Genomic DNA, 15,132 nt, shown 5'->3' with positions numbered 1-15,132 from the left:
ACAAATACGCTAATAATTGAGGTAACAAGCTTGTCACTCCTTTGTTTGGGTGGTTGTGTGTGTCGTTACCTCAATCATACCGCAAACAACAGGGGGGGCAAGCTTTTTTTATCATTGATTGCGTAAAATCAACAAAAATCAAGGGTATGTCTTTAAAACTTTTGACAGTACCAAAAAGCAAATGGAGGGTTAAATATGGAAAAAATGTTTACAGCGCAATCGACTGTCGGTGAAATCGTCGCAATTTTTCCTAAAGCAAGCGATTTGTTTCAAACATATAAAATCGATTTTTGTTGCGGAGGAAACCGTCCGCTAAAAGAGGCACTAGCCGCGAAAAATTTACCGGTTGAAGACATATTACAACAACTGCAAGAAATGTACCAGCAGTCACTTGAAAAAACTGAAAAAAACTGGCTTGAAGCATCGTATACAGAACTGATTGACCACATTATCCAAAAACATCACCGTTTTTTAATGGAAGAATTGCCGCAGCTTAGCCCGTATGTCACAAAAGTATTGCGCGTCCACGGACCAGAACAGCCACATTTAGTCAAAGTGCACAAGCTGTTCAGCGATTTAAAGACAGAATTAGAACAGCATTTAATAAAAGAAGAAACAAAAGCGTTTCCGCTCATTATCCAATTTGAGCAACATCCGACAGAAAAAAACGAACAAGCAATGAAACAAGCCATTGGTGAACTTGTAGCCGAACATGATACAGCGGGAGATCTCATCAAAGAAATTCGCGAAATCACCAACGACTTCACACCGCCTGCTGATGCGTGCGGAACGTACCAGCTTGTGTACAATCGGCTTGAAGCGTTAGAAAAAGATTTATTTATCCATATTCATCTCGAAAACAACGTTCTCTTTTCGCGCATCCTTGGTAATTAGTAAAAAATGGGATCGCTCTATAAAAGCGATCCTGTTTTTCATCCACCAATATACGACATTTCGATTTTTTTCCGCATTTTCGCTGTTTGTTCCGTTCTCTCATCGGAATAGCGGTCCGTTCTTTTTTTCCACGTATCGATCACCAGTTGCTTGAGCGCCGCTTTGTCCGCTCCTTGCCGCAACAATTGCTTTAACGAAACTCCTTCCGTCGCAAACAGGCACGTATAAAGCGTCCCATCCGCGGAAATGCGCGCCCTCGTGCAGCTTTGGCAAAACGACTCCGTCACGGATGAAATAAATCCGACTTCAGTATTTGTGCCGACGTACCGATACCGGCTCGCCACTTCGCCAAAATAAGCTTGCTCTACCGGCTCAAGAGGGTGAAAGGCCTGAATTTCTTCATATATCTCTTTTTTCGTTACCACTTGCGATAAATCCCAAGCATTAGACGTCCCGACATCCATAAACTCAATAAACCGTAACGCAATTCCTTCCTTCTTAAAATGCTTCGCCATCGGCACAATTTGCGAATCGTTCCAGCCTTTTTTGACAACCATATTCACTTTGACAACAAGCCCTGCCTCTTTCGCTGCCGCAATTCCTTTTAAAATCGGCTGAACACCGACTCCGACGCCGTTCATTTTTTTAAACACATCGTCATCGAGCGCATCAAGACTGACGTTCACCCGCTGCAATCCCGCTTCTTTTAATGGTTTTGCCATTTTGACTAAATGAACGCCGTTCGTCGTTAAAGCGATATCGCGAATTCCTTGAATGGTTGTCAGCCGTTCAATAAACGACGGCAAATCTTTTCTTAGCAGTGGCTCGCCGCCGGTGATCCGAATTTTTTCCACGCCTAATTCCGCAAAACTTTCCGCAATGAGCACCATCTCATCAAACGTTAACAGCTCGTCTTCCTGTAAAAAGCGAAAATTTGGTCCAAAAATTTCCGCCGGCATACAATAGACGCAGCGAAAATTGCATTGATCGGTCACGGAAATGCGCAAATCGCGCAACGGACGATTCCATTTGTCAACGAAAACCGGCTTTGTTTGGCTCATAGCGCATCCTCTTTTCAACATAATTTCTCTATAATAAACGGCTATTATTACTATATGAAACGACACATCATGACACTGTGACATCGCTCACACTGAAAAAACAGTATTAAATGTAAGTATACCATACTTATCATAAAAACGATGCACCGAAATCTAAAATGGAATTTGTGACATTACTGTGACAGTTTTATCATTTCACAGCATAGTGTGATATTCCTCACATCTCCACGAAACTGTTGTTTTTACAATGATAATATAGAAAACATTCCATCAACCACCACCGAGGTGAAAGAAATGTCTGCACTTCAAGCATTTGAAGAAAAGAAACGGTTTGTTCATTTAAAAGAACTGCTTCGTTCGGCCAACCATATACAAAAAATAAAAAAAGGGACGTTTTTATTTCAAGAAGGGATGATCGCCAACGAGCTGTACTTAATTCTTTCCGGCAAAATTCAAACAGGAAAAATTTTCTAAAATAGGAAAGAAATGTGCTTTCGCATTTGCAGTGTTGGAGAAATTATTGGAGAACTAACGCTTTTTACAAATGAACCGAAATATTTATTGACGGCAAAAGTCATCGAAGACGGCGAAGTCGCAGTGATTAAAAAAGATTATTTGGAAGAGCAGCTGCTTCTTAATCCGACGCTCACATTTGAATATATGCAATGGCTCAGCAATCACGCCCGCCGCACACAAACAAAATTTCGTGATTTGATTTTGCACGGCAAAAAAGGAGCGCTTTATTCGACGCTCATCCGCATGTGCAACAGCTATGGCATTCGCTTAAAAAACGGAAGCATTCTCATCGACTTGCCGCTAAAAAATCAAGATTTAGCCAACTTCTGCGGAACGACAAGAGAAAGCGTCAATAGAATGCTGAACTCATTAAAACAAAACGGTGTGATCTCCGTGTCTAAAGGAAAAATTACGATTCACGATCTCGACTATTTGAAAAAGGAAGTTCAATGCGACAATTGCCCAGTGGAAATTTGCCGCATCGAATAGAAGTTTACTCCCCCTCTCATCAGTCGAGCGAAGTGGGGGAGTCTGTTTTTTATCCTTGTAAAAAAAATAAGTGCTCAGGCGGAAGATATAGCTTTTTCTTGCTTGCAAGAAGCGAGTCCCAGTCTTTTTTCGCAACCGTTGCCTGCAGCATAAAATGTTCCGTCTTAATCATTACATCAAAATGATTCATTCGCGTTCGAGTTTGGACGATTTCGTAGTCAAACGTATTCGGACGATCATCCTCCACAAATAATAAATGATTCGCATGAACGCTAAGAAACAAAGGAGATGGCGGGACATTTACATCTTTTACAAGCAATTCAATCCCATTAATGAAAGCGACCATTCCTTCATGGCGCCGTTCAATCGAATCGACGGGAAACAAGTTTTCGTATCCGATCATTCGCGCGGCCGTCACATTCACCGGCCGAGCAAAAACGTCTTCTTTCGGCCCTGACTGTATCACTTTTCCTTCATGGTACATAATGATGCGATCACATAAACGATCCGCTTCTTCGATATTGTGTGTCACAAACAGCACGATGCCGGTAAAATGCTCTTGAATAAACGATATTAATTGTTGTTCAAGCGCTTGTTTCATGTAGTGATCGACCGCCGAGAACGGCTCATCCAGCAGCAACACATCCGGTTCGACAATAAGCGTCCGGGCTAACGCGACTCGTTGCTGCTGCCCGCCAGACAGTTCAGCTGGATAATGACGCTCATAATTTTGTAAACCTATCTTCTTAATCATCTCAGCTACTTTTTGCTCAATTTCCGCTTTCGGCTTTCCTTTCAGTCCGAACGCAATGTTTTGCTGGACGGTTAAATGAGGAAAAAGCGCATAATTTTGAAACATATACCCAATTTTCCTATCTTTCGGTTTCACATTGACTCGTTGCCTTGAATCAAAAAACGGACGGTCATTCAGCACGATCAAGCCTTCATCTGGCGTTTCTAACCCAGCGATGCATTGCAATGTCAAACTTTTCCCGCACCCGGACGGACCTAAAATGCCGGTGATTCCCTTTTCTGCTGTAAACGCAACATCTAGCATAAAATGAGGAAACGCTTTTTTAATCTTTACGTGCAGCATGCGATCCATCCCCTCGAATCATCCGCTTCTCGACGCGTTTCATCATATACAACAGCGACACGGACACGACCGTCATAATCATGACAAGCGCATTCGCTAACCGATGGTTGCCGGCAAGCAATGCGTCGTAAATCGCCACCGGCATCGTCAACGTTTCGTTCGGAATGTTTCCGGCGACCATTAACGTTGCGCCGAAATCGCCGAGCGCCCGTGCAAATACAAGCATTAGCCCAGACGCTACGCCGCGCCAAGAAAGCGGAAGAATGACAACCAAAAAAATATTCCAGTCTGAGCGACCCAATACTTTGGCGGCACGGATCAAATTAGGATCAATACTGGCAAAAGCAGCGCGCGCCGATTTAATTAAAAACGGCACAGCTACTACAAATGCGGCGATCACCGCCCCTAGCGGCGTAAACACAAGCGTCGTTCCGAACGTTTCCTCAACAAATTTTCCGATCGGGCTTTGCCGTCCAAGCAAAACGAGCAAATAATACCCGAGTACCGTCGGTGGTAAAATAACCGGCAATGTCGTCAACGTATCGACGAAGTCAGCGATTTTTCCGCGCGAACGGCTTAAATAGTAAGCGAGCGGTATGCCGATCACGGCAGCAAGCCCCGTCGCCGCTACCGCTACTTTTAACGATAAAAAGAACGGAAATAAATTGAGCGGTTCCACAATCATTGCTCCTTCGGAATCGAAAATCCGTATTTCTTCATAATTTCCCGACCTTCCGAACTGTTTAAAAAGGCGACAAACTGCTTCGCTGCTTCTCGATGTTTCGTTGCTTTCATTACCGCAACCGCTTGCTGAATTGGCTCATGCATCGCTTCATTAATAAGCTGAAAATGAACGTCGCTCGTTTTGACGAGAGAAAGCGCCACAATTCCCGCCTCAGCGTTTCCCGATTCCACGTAAGCCAACGTATCAGCAATATTTTTTCCATAAACTAGTTTGTTCTTTACTTGTTCCCAAATTCCTGCTTTTTGCAACGCCTGCTTCGCCGCTAATCCGTAAGGGGCATGATCGGGATTGGCAATCGCGATTTTTTTTACGTTTTCCTTTAACAAATCGTTCAGCGTACGGACAGAAATATCCGATTTTGCAGCGATGCCAATTCTGCCAAAGGCGTAAACATGCTCCGTCCCCTCTAAAATAAGATGTTCCTTTTTTAACTCATCAATTGCTTGAACATTGGCTGCCGCAAATACATCAAACGGAGCGCCGTTTTTGATTTGTTCCGCCAGCTGTCCGGTCGAACCGAACGAAAAAACGACCGGCGTCCCCGTCTTCGCTTCAAACCGCTTTCCGATTTCTTGAAAGGCAAGCGTTAAATCAGCAGCCGCTGCAACTTTCAACGTGGACGGTTCGTTTTTTGCACCGCATCCACTCATAAGCAAACTCAAAAGCATGATAAAAATAATTCCTCTTCGCAAGCTATTTCCCCCTCTGCCGCCGTTCGAAAAAAAGGGAATATCTTTTTAAGATATTCCCTTCTCTTCTTAACATTTCACTTCCGCATTCTTTCTAGCATAATAGTACCAGTTTAAAACGAAAGATACAACATAAAATGCAATGAAGAAATAAAATGCGGTAATTGGTGTTCCTGTACTTTGCGCCGCCCATCCGAACAATTTCGGAATAAAGAACGAACCGTATGCGGCAAACGCTGCGGTAAAGCCAAGCACCGGTGCTGCTTCTTTCGGTGGGAAGATGATCGGGATCATTTGGAACGTTGAACCTGAACCTGCACCTGCCGCTATAAATATAAACAAGATTAAGAACGAAATTAAAAAGCCGGCAAATTGTTTTTCTGTTGTAAAGTACATAACAGCGGCTGCCCCAAGCCCCATTGTAATGATGACGTATGTTGTCACGCGTGCGCCGCCAAGTTTGTCAGACAACCATCCACCGACCGGACGAGCGGCTGCCGCTAAAAAGGCACCTAAAAAGGCGAGCGATACATGTTCAGGAAACTGTGATTTTAATAAAAGCGGAAACGCAGCTGCGTAACCGATAAACGAACCGAATGTGGCGATATATAACCATGTCATAATCCACATATGTTTCCGTTTAACGATGACGAACTGTTCGGCAACCGACTGTTTCGCGTTCGGAAGATTATCCATTCCAAAATAAGCGATAATTGTGAATACAACGATTGGAATGACCCAAATGAATGCTGCGTTTTGTAACCATACTTCTGTTCCATCGTCCAACACTTGCGCTTCGCCGCCGATTGCCCCAAACACACCTGCTGTGACAATGAGCGGAGTAACGAATTGAACGACCGATACCCCCATATTACCTAACCCGCCGTTAATGCCAAGCGCTGTTCCTTTTTCTTTTTTCGGATAAAAGAAGCTAATGTTCGCAAGCGCGGACGAAAAGTTTCCGCCACCAAGACCGCAAAGCGCCGCAAGCAACAGCATCACCCAATATGGAGTCTCCGGATTTTGTACCGCCATTCCTACTCCAATCGCCGGAATGAGCAAAATTCCTGTCGAAAACACCGTCCAGTTTCTGCCGCCAAATGTACCGACAGCAAACGTATACACAAAGCGGAGCGTAGCCCCGACTAATCCTGGAATCGCTGCCAATGTGAACAATTGTCCTTGCGTAAAATGGAAACCGATATCATTTAACCTTGCAGCGACGACCGACCAAATTTGCCAAACGATAAAGGCAAGAATGTCGGAACAGAAATCCAAAGGTTGCGCCGAGCATGCTTCTTTCCTTCTTTCTCCCAAAACACCGGATCTTCCGGGTTCCAATACGAACCGATTCGTCCTTTTTTCTTCGGCGCCATATTTTCATTTTGTAAGAACGTTTTTGCTGGCTGACTCATACGATTCATCTCCTCTCGTCGTGTATGGTCCTACAACAAACCTAGGTGTTGTTGATTTCATCATAGCGAACTTCAGAAAAATTTTTTGTGAGGTTTATCACAAATTTGACAGTGTCATAGAATTGTAAAAAATAGATCGTTCGCTTATCTCCATAATTACATAGAAAAAGCCGACTCATTCTTTGAGTCAGCTTTTTCGCCATGCTTTTGGAATGTAAACGCAAAACGGTTCGCTTTCTAAATAGTCGCCGGTGACCGCATATGCCCGTGAGCGCGATCCGCCGCAAACGTAGCGAAATTCACAGACGCCGCACTTTCCTTTGTATTTGTCTGGGTTGCGCAAGTCTTGAAAAATTGGGGAGTTACGATAAATTTCAGCGAGCGGCGTTTCTCGTACGTTCCCTGCTTTCACTGGCAACAAGCCGCTCGGATAAACGTCGCCAATATGGGAAATAAAAACGAACCCGTTGCCGTCATTGACCCCTTTTGGCGCGCGCCCAAGCCCGTCGACTTGGCCGTTGAGCCCTTTCATCAGCACATCTTCATAGCGAATTTCGCCTGTTGTTTGTTTTTCGCGCATTTTTTGCTGCAAAACAACGCGGCGGTAATGTTGCCCTGCCGTCGTTTTAATGTCAAACGGTACGCGCTTACTTGTTTCATATAGCCAATGAAATACTTTTTCATGTTCTACTGGCGAAATCATGTCCGTTTCTTTTCCTCGTCCCGTCGGCACGAGGAAAAAGACGCTCCAAAGCACACATTGCAGCTTTTCAACAAGTTCAACCATTTCATCTAATACATGAACATTATATCGAGAGATGACCGTATTAATTTGCACCGGAATCTCTAATTCATGCAAATATTGAATCGCTTTCATCGTTAAATCAAATGATCCGCTCGTTCCGCGAAAATGATCGTGAATTTCAGCCGTCGGCCCGTCCAAGCTGAACGCCCAGCGCGCCAATCCTACCTCTTTTGCCTTACGAATCGCCTCTTTCGTCACGTTGGGCGTCGCGCTTGGTGTCATCGAGACGCGCAACCCTTTATCAATCGCATATTTCGCAATATCATATACATCTGGACGCATGAGCGGATCCCCGCCTGTAAATACAAGCAGCGGCTGATCCATGTCATAAATGTCATCGACTAATTTTTCGCCTTCCTCAAACGTCAATTCGCGCGGGTCGCGATGATATTGCGCTTCCGCCCGGCAATGAAGACATTTTAACTGACAGGCTCTCGTCAGCTCCCAAATCACGATAAATGGATTTTGTTGAAAGTCTCGCACAGCTTCCCCCTCCTTGTTCCCATTGTAAAACATAAGGAGAAAGGATGCGTGTGACGTTCATCACAACATATCTTCTGTCACAATATCGTCATATTCTGCCGCACGATTGATGTTGCGAAAGACACGTTCATCTTCGAAAAAATCCTCTTCCTTTACATAGCGGACACGGCTTTTTTCCAGCAACCAAAACATTCGGTTATTTCCCGCTTTCAACAGTCGCTCGATGTCGCCAATCACCCGATGATGATAGGCGCCAACAAGCGGCTGAACGCGGCCGAAATGAGCGGAAACGACGATATCGAACGAAGCGTCAATGTATGAAACCATGTTTCCGATCGTGCTTGCACGCATATACGGCATATCGCAAGGAAGCACAAATATCCACTCCGCCTCCGTTTGTTTCATCACCGTATAAATCCCCGCCAGCGGACCTTGGCCGCGATATACTTGTTCATCAACAATGACCTTTTCGCTCGTTTCTTGCTGAAAGCGCGAAACAAGCGCGGGATGGCTGACAATATACAGCTCTTGGACAAACGGGCGCAACGCCTCTACGGCACGTTGAAAAAAATAGACCCCATTTTGTTTAGCAAACGCTTTCGGACTGCCGAAGCGGCGCGACTGACCGCCAGCAAGAATCGCCCCGACAATTCGTTTCATGTTGCTCACTCCCGGCAAAAGCTTTTGTTTCACTTTATCACGAAGAAATGAAAAAGAAAAGGTTCCGACTATTCGGGAACCGCTAAATTTTTATTTTTTTCCAATCGCCACTCTCCACACTTCTCGGCCTTCCTCTAAATATTCCCATGTAAATTGTCCTTCCCGTTCCATCATAAATTGATAATGAAGCGGACGCGGGTCGTGGTCGTTCGTTAACTCCATCACTTCTCCTGATTTTAAACTGTCGAATAGACGAAAAATCGCTGGATGTCTATCTTTCGGTTCATATTCAGGGGAATAAATTTTTGCAGCAAATTCGCTCATAAAATGAACCTCCTTTATAGTATAATGATTTATATACACATCATAGCGACTAGATGTTGTCCATGAAGTGACGGGCATCACAATTCGTTATGAAAAATCTCAACATTTGCGAAAGGGGAATAGGCCCTTGGAGGAGTTCGTCGGCTTTTGTGCAAAGTGCGGCAAACCGATTCACTGTTTGTCGGGATTTTTAAACGGTGTCGTAAGCGGCGAAAAAGAAACGTTATACTGCTTTGAGTGTTATGAGAAAAAAGACATAATGAAACATTAACGAAGGAGGACGGAGAACCTCCTTTTTTTCTAAAAATAAAAAGATTGCCCTAAAAGCAAACACTTTCAGGACAACCTTGTACGTTTACTCGACCTCTTTCGCCAAGTCCGGAACTGGTAACGGTTGTTCTTCTTGATGGGTCGGTTTGCGCAACTGGAACAACGCTTTGACGCTAAAGAACTTTTGCGTAGAACGAGTTAATGACGCGCGGACGTTCCAGTTTATTTCCATATACTTCCGCATTTCTTTTCGTTTATTTCGTTTTCATTATAGCGTGGAAAAAAACACAATATGTGAAGTATCGCAAACGTTCCCTATGATTTTCGTCACACGTTCACAAAAAGTTATGATTTATGTCACAGCTCCTCCCTTCAAAACACCGTAAAATTTTGCTTAGAAATTCCATAAGGGAGTGGATCACATGACGAATGATTGGATTAAAGCAAGGCTTAAAAATGTGACACTTTTTCGCAAATTATCCGATCAAGAACTTGATTCGATTGTGAAAATTTCTCAAGTACGTGTCTATAAACCAAGAACGTTCGTCTTTATGCAAGGCGAGCCGCTAGAGCGCGTCTTTTTTATTCAATCAGGTACTGTAAAAATTTATAAAACAGATATAAACGGAAAAGAACAAATTGTGTCGATTTTGCAAACAGGCGAAATGTTTCCGCACGCCGGCTTTTTTCGTCGAGGAACCTATCCAGCCCACGCAGAAGTCATGGAAGAAGCGACGCTCATCGCGATTCCAATTGCTGAATTTGAACAAACGCTTATTTGCTATCCAGAATTGTGTATGAAATTGTTCCGCGTTATGGGAGAAAAAATTATCGACTTGCAAAACCGCTTGGAAGAACAAATTCTCCATAATACGTATGAACAAATTATTTTGCTTTTATTGCGACTGACGAAAACAAATGCGGTCTTGCAAGGACGATTTCACCGCTTAACAACGCATTTTACAAACCGTGAACTCGCCAATATGATCGGTACATCGCGCGAAACGATTAGCCGCACGCTCAGTCAACTAAAACGAAAAGGGCTTATCGATATCGATGACAACGGCTATTACTTAATTGATGCCGAGAATCTTGAAAAAGAGATTTTTTTATAAACTGTATCCGCAAGTGAAAATCAATATCATAATAAATGGCAACATGAAGAGGTGATCGCGATGGGAAAAGTAGTGGAACTAGACGTTCGCGAAGATTTGCAAAAAAAAGTTAGAGCCATTCCAGAAAATTATGAACGCTGTTCAACAGCTCGAAGCAGGCGATACGTTTTTTATTGCACGCTTCATTTCAATCAGCTATGCTGTTTGAGTCATAAAAGTAAAAGTAATTAGACAGCTATGCCGCTTATAAGCGACATAGCTTTTTTTACACATGTTGAATAAACCAATTAACCGTTTCCAAAAATGCTTCCCGTGTCACTTTATGGCCAGCCTCGTCGTCCGAAATGAACTTGAGTTTGTCGTTTGGATAAAGTGGTTTTATTTGTTGGTAAAACTCATATGTATAGTGATAAGGGACGACTTGGTCACGTTCGCCATGCCACATCATAAGCGGACGTCCTTGTAATTTTTCCGGCTGTTGGGAGAGATCATACGTCGTTAAGCGCTCCCTTTCTTTTTTCAACTGTTCGTCTGATAATGGAATCGATAGCCGCATTTGCTTCGCCATCTCAATTTGCGCATCAAAGAACGCTTCATAGTTCGGGCTGCCCATTAATGAAACAGCGGCTTTAATCCAAGGATATGTCGCAAGCGAGCCGAATGTAACGATTCCTCCCATTGAGGTGCCGGCAACACCAATGCGATCTTCTTGAACAAAGTTTTGGTCGCACAATGCTTGTTTCAATTGTCCGACTTCATGAATCGTTTGCACGACAATGTTCCAAAACGATAGTTGTAATTTTTCGTTTGTCAACTGCTGTTCGCGCTCCCCGTGATAAAGCGCATCTGGCAATACGACGCGGTAGCCTGCCTCCGCCAATAAATATCCGAAATGAAGATTATGTTCTTTCGCGCTCGTAAAGCCATGCACAAATATAATGAGAGGCAGTTTTTCTTGCCGCTTTCCTTCTTTAACAACATGCAACACCGGGATATCGGCAATTTTCTCGCTTTGAATAATGACCATACCTGCAAAAACTCCTTTTTTTGTTATTCTCTTTTCTAGTGTAACATGTAGACAAAAATTTTGGAAAAGAGTTACACTATGATAGAAAAGTGAAAGCATCGACCGCGGCACACCTGGCATTGTTCGATATGTTATATCAAAAATATACATGCAAAGGAGCTACTATGGAACGATATTTAATTGCGTTAGATTTAGACGGGACGTTGCTAAAAGATGATAAAACGATTTCTCCATTGACAAAAAAGGTGATCTTTCGGGCAAAAGAAGCAGGACATCTTGTCGTCATCGCGACCGGAAGACCGTATCGAGCGAGCAAAATGTATTATGAAGAATTGGAGCTCGCGACACCGATCATCAATTTTAACGGAGCGTTTGTTCACCACCCAAAAGACGATTCGTGGGGTATTTACCACTCTCCGCTTCAGCTCGAAACGGTAAAGGAAATTATTGAAGTAAGCGAAACATATCGCGTCAAAAACATTTTGGCGGAAGTAATGGATGATGTGTATTTTCACGAACACGATGAAAAGTTGCTTGATATAGTGAAGCTCGGCAATCCAAAAATTGAAATCGGTGACTTGCGGCAAGTGCTAAAAGCCGATCCGACAAGCGTTCTTATTCATAGCGATGAAGAACACGCCGATGACATTCAGCATTATTTGTCCTCTGTACATGCTAATGTGTTGCATCATCGCCGTTGGGCGGCGCCGTGGCATATTATCGAAATCGTTCGCACCGGCATTCATAAAGCGGTTGGATTACAGCGCATTGCCGAATATTATCAAATTCCGCAAGAGCGCGTTATCGCTTTTGGTGATGAAGACAACGATTTGGAAATGATCAAATGGGCAGGATACGGCATCGCCATGGGCAATGCGATCGACCCATTAAAACAAATCGCCAACGATGTGACGAAAACGAACGAAGAAGACGGCATCGGTGTTTATTTAAAAGCGCTGTTAAAGCTGTAACGAATTGCCTTATTATCATTCCCTCGATCCGGTTACAATATGAATGACGCAACGTTGCGTCTTTACTTTTCAAGGGGGAATGCTTCTTGGGTAAACGAAATAAATCAAAACGATTCGTCCAGCAAAGCGTCGATGCGATCGAAAAACACGATGAGCGAATCCCTTATCATATGACATATGCAGAAGCGGAAGAGCGAAAGGCGAAACAAGCGGTAGAAATGTCGCTTGGAGGGGAATGACAATTGGGAAATCGCCTATTCCAAGAAGCGCGAAAAGCGGTCATGAACGCGAAACAAGCAGCAAGCGGACAAGCGGATATCGATGTTACCGAAGCAGTTTCCATCGCCAAAAACGCCCTTTCTTCTGCCTATGCTCATTCCAACTTAGCTGAAAAAACGCAACTGCGTCAGCTGCAGGAAGAGTTGGAGCAATTATCATGAAAGCTGCGGGCTTCCCGTAGCTTTATTCTTTCCGAAAAAACCCAAATACTGCAGTCGTCTGCACAATATTGGTAAACGCCTCAGGGTCTGCTTCTTTAATAATCCGCTCTAGATCAAAGAGCTCGTACCTTGTAAGGACGATCATTAACATATCTTTCTGTTCTTGCGAAAAGGCTCCTTTCGCTGGAATCGTTGTAATTCCGCGCACGAGTTTGGCATGAATCGCTTTTTTCAACTCTCCTCCCTTATTTGTAATAATCATCGCTGTGAGCTTTTGATGGCGCGTATGAATGGCATCAATGACCCGTGTGGATGCATATAGGGTTACAAGCGTATATAGCGCTTTTTCCCAACCGTACACGTACCCTGCTGTCAAAATAATGACGGCATTCAGCGTAAAAAATAGGTGCCGATCGGACGATCTTTCATGCGCGATAACACTAAAGCAATAATGTCAAGCCCGCCGGTAGATGCTCCCCATTTGAGCGTTAATCCGACACCGATCGCTCCGATCACGCCACCAAACACCGCATTCAATAAAATATCATCGGCCACTTTTTTTATAGGAACTATTTCCAAAAATAACGACATAAACATAACGCTCAAAAAGCTGTAAAGCGTAAACGATTTTCCAACTCTTTTCCATCCTAAAATCGCCACAGGAATATTTAGCAAAAACAACAAAATCCCCGTCGAAATATGATAAGGGGTATAATCATCTACAAGTTTCGATGTAAGTTGGGCGATTCCGGCAAATCCGCTCGTATATACGTTCGCGGGAATCAAAAAAAAGTTCATCGCCACGGCGTTTAATAATGCACCGATGATAACAATCGCTAATTTTTTTACTTGTAACCAAACCATTTTTTCACCTCATTAATTAAACGAAAAATTGTATTTTTGCTTTTGAATCGTTACACTTACTTATAAGAGCAAAATTATTTTGAAGTTAAGAAGGTGAACATAATGTCCATTCACATTGTAGCCGATAGCGGCTGTGATTTGCCATATTCTTTTTTACAAGAACGTCATATTTCATTTCTTCCGCTCATCGTTCATTTAAACGAAACCGATTACGAAGATTTTGCCACAATCGATCCGAAACAAGTTTATGATGCGATGCGGAAAGGCGAAGTAGCGAAAACGTCGCAAGCAAGCCCGCTCAAAATGAAAGAATTGTTTACCGAGCTTGCTAAATCCGGCCGTCCTGCCATTTATGTCGCGTTTTCCTCTCAATTATCAGGAACATACCAAACGGCGATGATGATTCGTGAAGAAGTACTTGAACAATATCCTGAGTTTCAATTAACGATTATCGACTCCAAATGCGCCTCGCTCGGTTTAGGGCTTGTCGTAATAAAAGCGAGTGAACTAGCGCAGCAAGGAATGCCGTACGAACAATTATGCGAAACAGTTTCTGCATATTGCCAGCATATGGAGCATATTTTTACCGTTGACGATTTAGAATTTTTAGCGCGCGGAGGACGAATCAGCAAAACGTCTGCCTTTGTCGGCGGGCTTTTAAACATTAAACCGCTGCTCCATGTAGAAGATGGAAAACTCATCCCACTTGAAAAAATTCGCGGCCGTAAAAAAGTATTAAAACGAATGATTGAACTAATGGAAGAGCGCGGCGACGATTTACAAAAGCAAGTCATTGGCATTAGCCATGGCGATGATGACGAAGAAGCGGCGTTGGAATTAAAGCGGATGATTGAAGAAAAATTCGGCTGCACCCGCTTTTACATTTCGCAAATTGGCGGAGCGATCGGCGCCCATGCCGGCCCAGGCACGCTGGCGCTCTTTTTCTTAAACGAATACATCGACGCATAACCGTCCAAACTATCGGTGTATGATTAGAAAGGAGTGCACCGAGATGCCGCATACGAGCGACAACGATAAAAAAGCGCGTGACAATCAAGCGAAACATCATGAAAAAAATATGCTTCGCGAAAAAAACCGCCAAGCAGGAAAACGCGAATATTCGAAAAAAACGAACCATCTGTAAAAGAGGATGTCCCAAAAGTGACGGGACATCCTTTTTTATTACTATTATACGCACGGAATAACAACAGACAAACTATATGTTGTGTTTCGTTTAAGGGATCGCGACCTTTTGAATCATCCTCTTT

At 43.5% G+C, this 15,132-nt stretch carries 17 protein-coding genes and 3 pseudogenes; 9 read left to right on the top strand and 11 right to left on the bottom strand.

Annotated elements, in window-relative coordinates; genetic code table 11:
- Nucleotides 1–195: 195 nt before the first annotated feature.
- Nucleotides 196–894, top strand: a complete 699-nt coding sequence (ric, locus tag HNQ34_RS10765; RefSeq protein WP_183254368.1) for an iron-sulfur cluster repair di-iron protein — start codon at nt 196–198, stop codon at nt 892–894.
- 38 nt (nt 895–932) lie between these two features.
- On the opposite strand, the gene moaA is transcribed toward ric, so the two are convergent.
- The gene (gene moaA, locus HNQ34_RS10760) at nt 933–1,955 is read right to left on the bottom strand and encodes a GTP 3',8-cyclase MoaA (protein ID WP_221277389.1); all 1,023 of its coding nucleotides are present in this window, start codon (nt 1,953–1,955) and stop codon (nt 933–935) included.
- Nucleotides 1,956–2,249: 294 nt separating this feature from the next.
- Between moaA and HNQ34_RS10755 the strand changes: the two are divergent.
- Nucleotides 2,250–2,960 (top strand): annotated as a pseudogene (locus HNQ34_RS10755) (Crp/Fnr family transcriptional regulator).
- A 49-nt stretch (nt 2,961–3,009) separates the two neighbouring features.
- Here HNQ34_RS10755 and HNQ34_RS10750 read toward each other — a convergent pair.
- The 7 genes and pseudogenes from HNQ34_RS10750 to HNQ34_RS10720 all read right to left on the bottom strand — a co-directional run bounded on the left by HNQ34_RS10750 (nt 3,010) and on the right by HNQ34_RS10720 (nt 9,177).
- The gene (locus HNQ34_RS10750; protein ID WP_183254364.1) at nt 3,010–4,056 is read right to left on the bottom strand and encodes a sulfate/molybdate ABC transporter ATP-binding protein; all 1,047 of its coding nucleotides are present in this window, start codon (nt 4,054–4,056) and stop codon (nt 3,010–3,012) included.
- Nucleotides 4,037–4,735 carry a molybdate ABC transporter permease subunit gene (gene modB, locus HNQ34_RS10745; RefSeq protein ID WP_183254362.1) on the bottom strand — a complete coding sequence of 233 codons (699 nt, stop codon included), beginning with the start codon at nt 4,733–4,735 and terminating at the stop codon, nt 4,037–4,039. Before modB ends, HNQ34_RS10750 begins: the two co-directional genes overlap by 20 nt.
- Nucleotides 4,736–4,737: 2 nt before the next feature.
- Nucleotides 4,738–5,493, bottom strand: coding sequence for a molybdate ABC transporter substrate-binding protein (modA, locus tag HNQ34_RS10740; RefSeq protein WP_246364071.1), 756 nt, complete (start codon nt 5,491–5,493; stop codon nt 4,738–4,740).
- Nucleotides 5,494–5,559: 66 nt separating this feature from the next.
- A pseudogene (locus tag HNQ34_RS10735) lies at nt 5,560–6,866 on the bottom strand (NarK family nitrate/nitrite MFS transporter).
- Between the two features lie 226 nt (nt 6,867–7,092).
- The gene (locus tag HNQ34_RS10730; RefSeq protein ID WP_183254360.1) at nt 7,093–8,193 is read right to left on the bottom strand and encodes a TIGR04053 family radical SAM/SPASM domain-containing protein; all 1,101 of its coding nucleotides are present in this window, start codon (nt 8,191–8,193) and stop codon (nt 7,093–7,095) included.
- Nucleotides 8,194–8,253: 60 nt separating this feature from the next.
- Nucleotides 8,254–8,853, bottom strand: coding sequence for a molybdenum cofactor guanylyltransferase (locus HNQ34_RS10725; RefSeq protein WP_183254357.1), 600 nt, complete (start codon nt 8,851–8,853; stop codon nt 8,254–8,256).
- Nucleotides 8,854–8,943: 90 nt separating this feature from the next.
- On the bottom strand, nt 8,944–9,177 hold the full coding sequence (locus HNQ34_RS10720) for a DUF2249 domain-containing protein (RefSeq protein WP_183254355.1): 234 nt from the start codon (nt 9,175–9,177) through the stop codon (nt 8,944–8,946).
- A gap of 127 nt (nt 9,178–9,304) precedes the next feature.
- Here HNQ34_RS10720 and HNQ34_RS10715 point away from each other — a divergent pair, with 127 nt between their 5' ends.
- Nucleotides 9,305–9,448 carry a hypothetical protein gene (locus HNQ34_RS10715; protein ID WP_183254353.1) on the top strand — a complete coding sequence of 48 codons (144 nt, stop codon included), beginning with the start codon at nt 9,305–9,307 and terminating at the stop codon, nt 9,446–9,448.
- A gap of 84 nt (nt 9,449–9,532) precedes the next feature.
- On the opposite strand, the gene HNQ34_RS10710 is transcribed toward HNQ34_RS10715, so the two are convergent.
- Nucleotides 9,533–9,679: a hypothetical protein gene (locus tag HNQ34_RS10710; protein WP_183254351.1), complete on the bottom strand. Its 147-nt coding sequence runs from the start codon at nt 9,677–9,679 to the stop codon at nt 9,533–9,535.
- A gap of 190 nt (nt 9,680–9,869) precedes the next feature.
- On the opposite strand from HNQ34_RS10710, the gene HNQ34_RS10705 reads away from it, so the two are divergent.
- Complete coding sequence (locus tag HNQ34_RS10705; RefSeq protein WP_183254350.1) at nt 9,870–10,562, top strand: Crp/Fnr family transcriptional regulator; 693 nt, start codon at nt 9,870–9,872, stop codon at nt 10,560–10,562.
- A gap of 265 nt (nt 10,563–10,827) precedes the next feature.
- On the opposite strand, the gene yjfP is transcribed toward HNQ34_RS10705, so the two are convergent.
- Entirely contained in the window at nt 10,828–11,589 is a 762-nt protein-coding gene (gene yjfP, locus HNQ34_RS10700; RefSeq protein ID WP_183254347.1) for an esterase, read from the bottom strand.
- Nucleotides 11,590–11,753: 164 nt separating this feature from the next.
- Between yjfP and HNQ34_RS10695 the strand changes: the two genes are divergently transcribed.
- The 3 genes from HNQ34_RS10695 to HNQ34_RS10685 all read left to right on the top strand — a co-directional run bounded on the left by HNQ34_RS10695 (nt 11,754) and on the right by HNQ34_RS10685 (nt 13,000).
- A complete protein-coding gene (locus HNQ34_RS10695) occupies nt 11,754–12,560 on the top strand; it encodes a Cof-type HAD-IIB family hydrolase (RefSeq protein ID WP_183254346.1) in 807 nt (268 codons plus the stop codon).
- A gap of 86 nt (nt 12,561–12,646) precedes the next feature.
- Entirely contained in the window at nt 12,647–12,799 is a 153-nt protein-coding gene (locus HNQ34_RS10690; protein ID WP_183254344.1) for a hypothetical protein, read from the top strand.
- Nucleotides 12,800–12,802: 3 nt separating this feature from the next.
- On the top strand, nt 12,803–13,000 hold the full coding sequence (locus HNQ34_RS10685) for a DUF3813 domain-containing protein (RefSeq protein ID WP_183254342.1): 198 nt from the start codon (nt 12,803–12,805) through the stop codon (nt 12,998–13,000).
- A gap of 22 nt (nt 13,001–13,022) precedes the next feature.
- On the opposite strand, the pseudogene HNQ34_RS10680 reads toward HNQ34_RS10685, so the two are convergent.
- Nucleotides 13,023–13,864, bottom strand: a pseudogene (locus HNQ34_RS10680) (YitT family protein).
- A 102-nt stretch (nt 13,865–13,966) separates the two neighbouring features.
- On the opposite strand from HNQ34_RS10680, the gene HNQ34_RS10675 reads away from it, so the two are divergent.
- Both HNQ34_RS10675 and HNQ34_RS10670 read left to right on the top strand, forming a co-directional pair.
- Nucleotides 13,967–14,833: a DegV family protein gene (locus HNQ34_RS10675; RefSeq protein ID WP_183254340.1), complete on the top strand. Its 867-nt coding sequence runs from the start codon at nt 13,967–13,969 to the stop codon at nt 14,831–14,833.
- 43 nt (nt 14,834–14,876) lie between these two features.
- On the top strand, nt 14,877–15,008 hold the full coding sequence (locus tag HNQ34_RS10670) for a DUF3941 domain-containing protein (RefSeq protein ID WP_183254338.1): 132 nt from the start codon (nt 14,877–14,879) through the stop codon (nt 15,006–15,008).
- The last annotated feature ends 124 nt before the right edge of the window (nt 15,009–15,132 follow it).

Origin of the sequence: Anoxybacteroides tepidamans (genome assembly GCF_014201465.1) — a bacterium.
GTDB classification, from domain to species: domain Bacteria; phylum Bacillota; class Bacilli; order Bacillales; family Anoxybacillaceae; genus Anoxybacteroides; species Anoxybacteroides tepidamans.
This window is presented reverse-complemented; position numbering and strand designations above follow the sequence as displayed.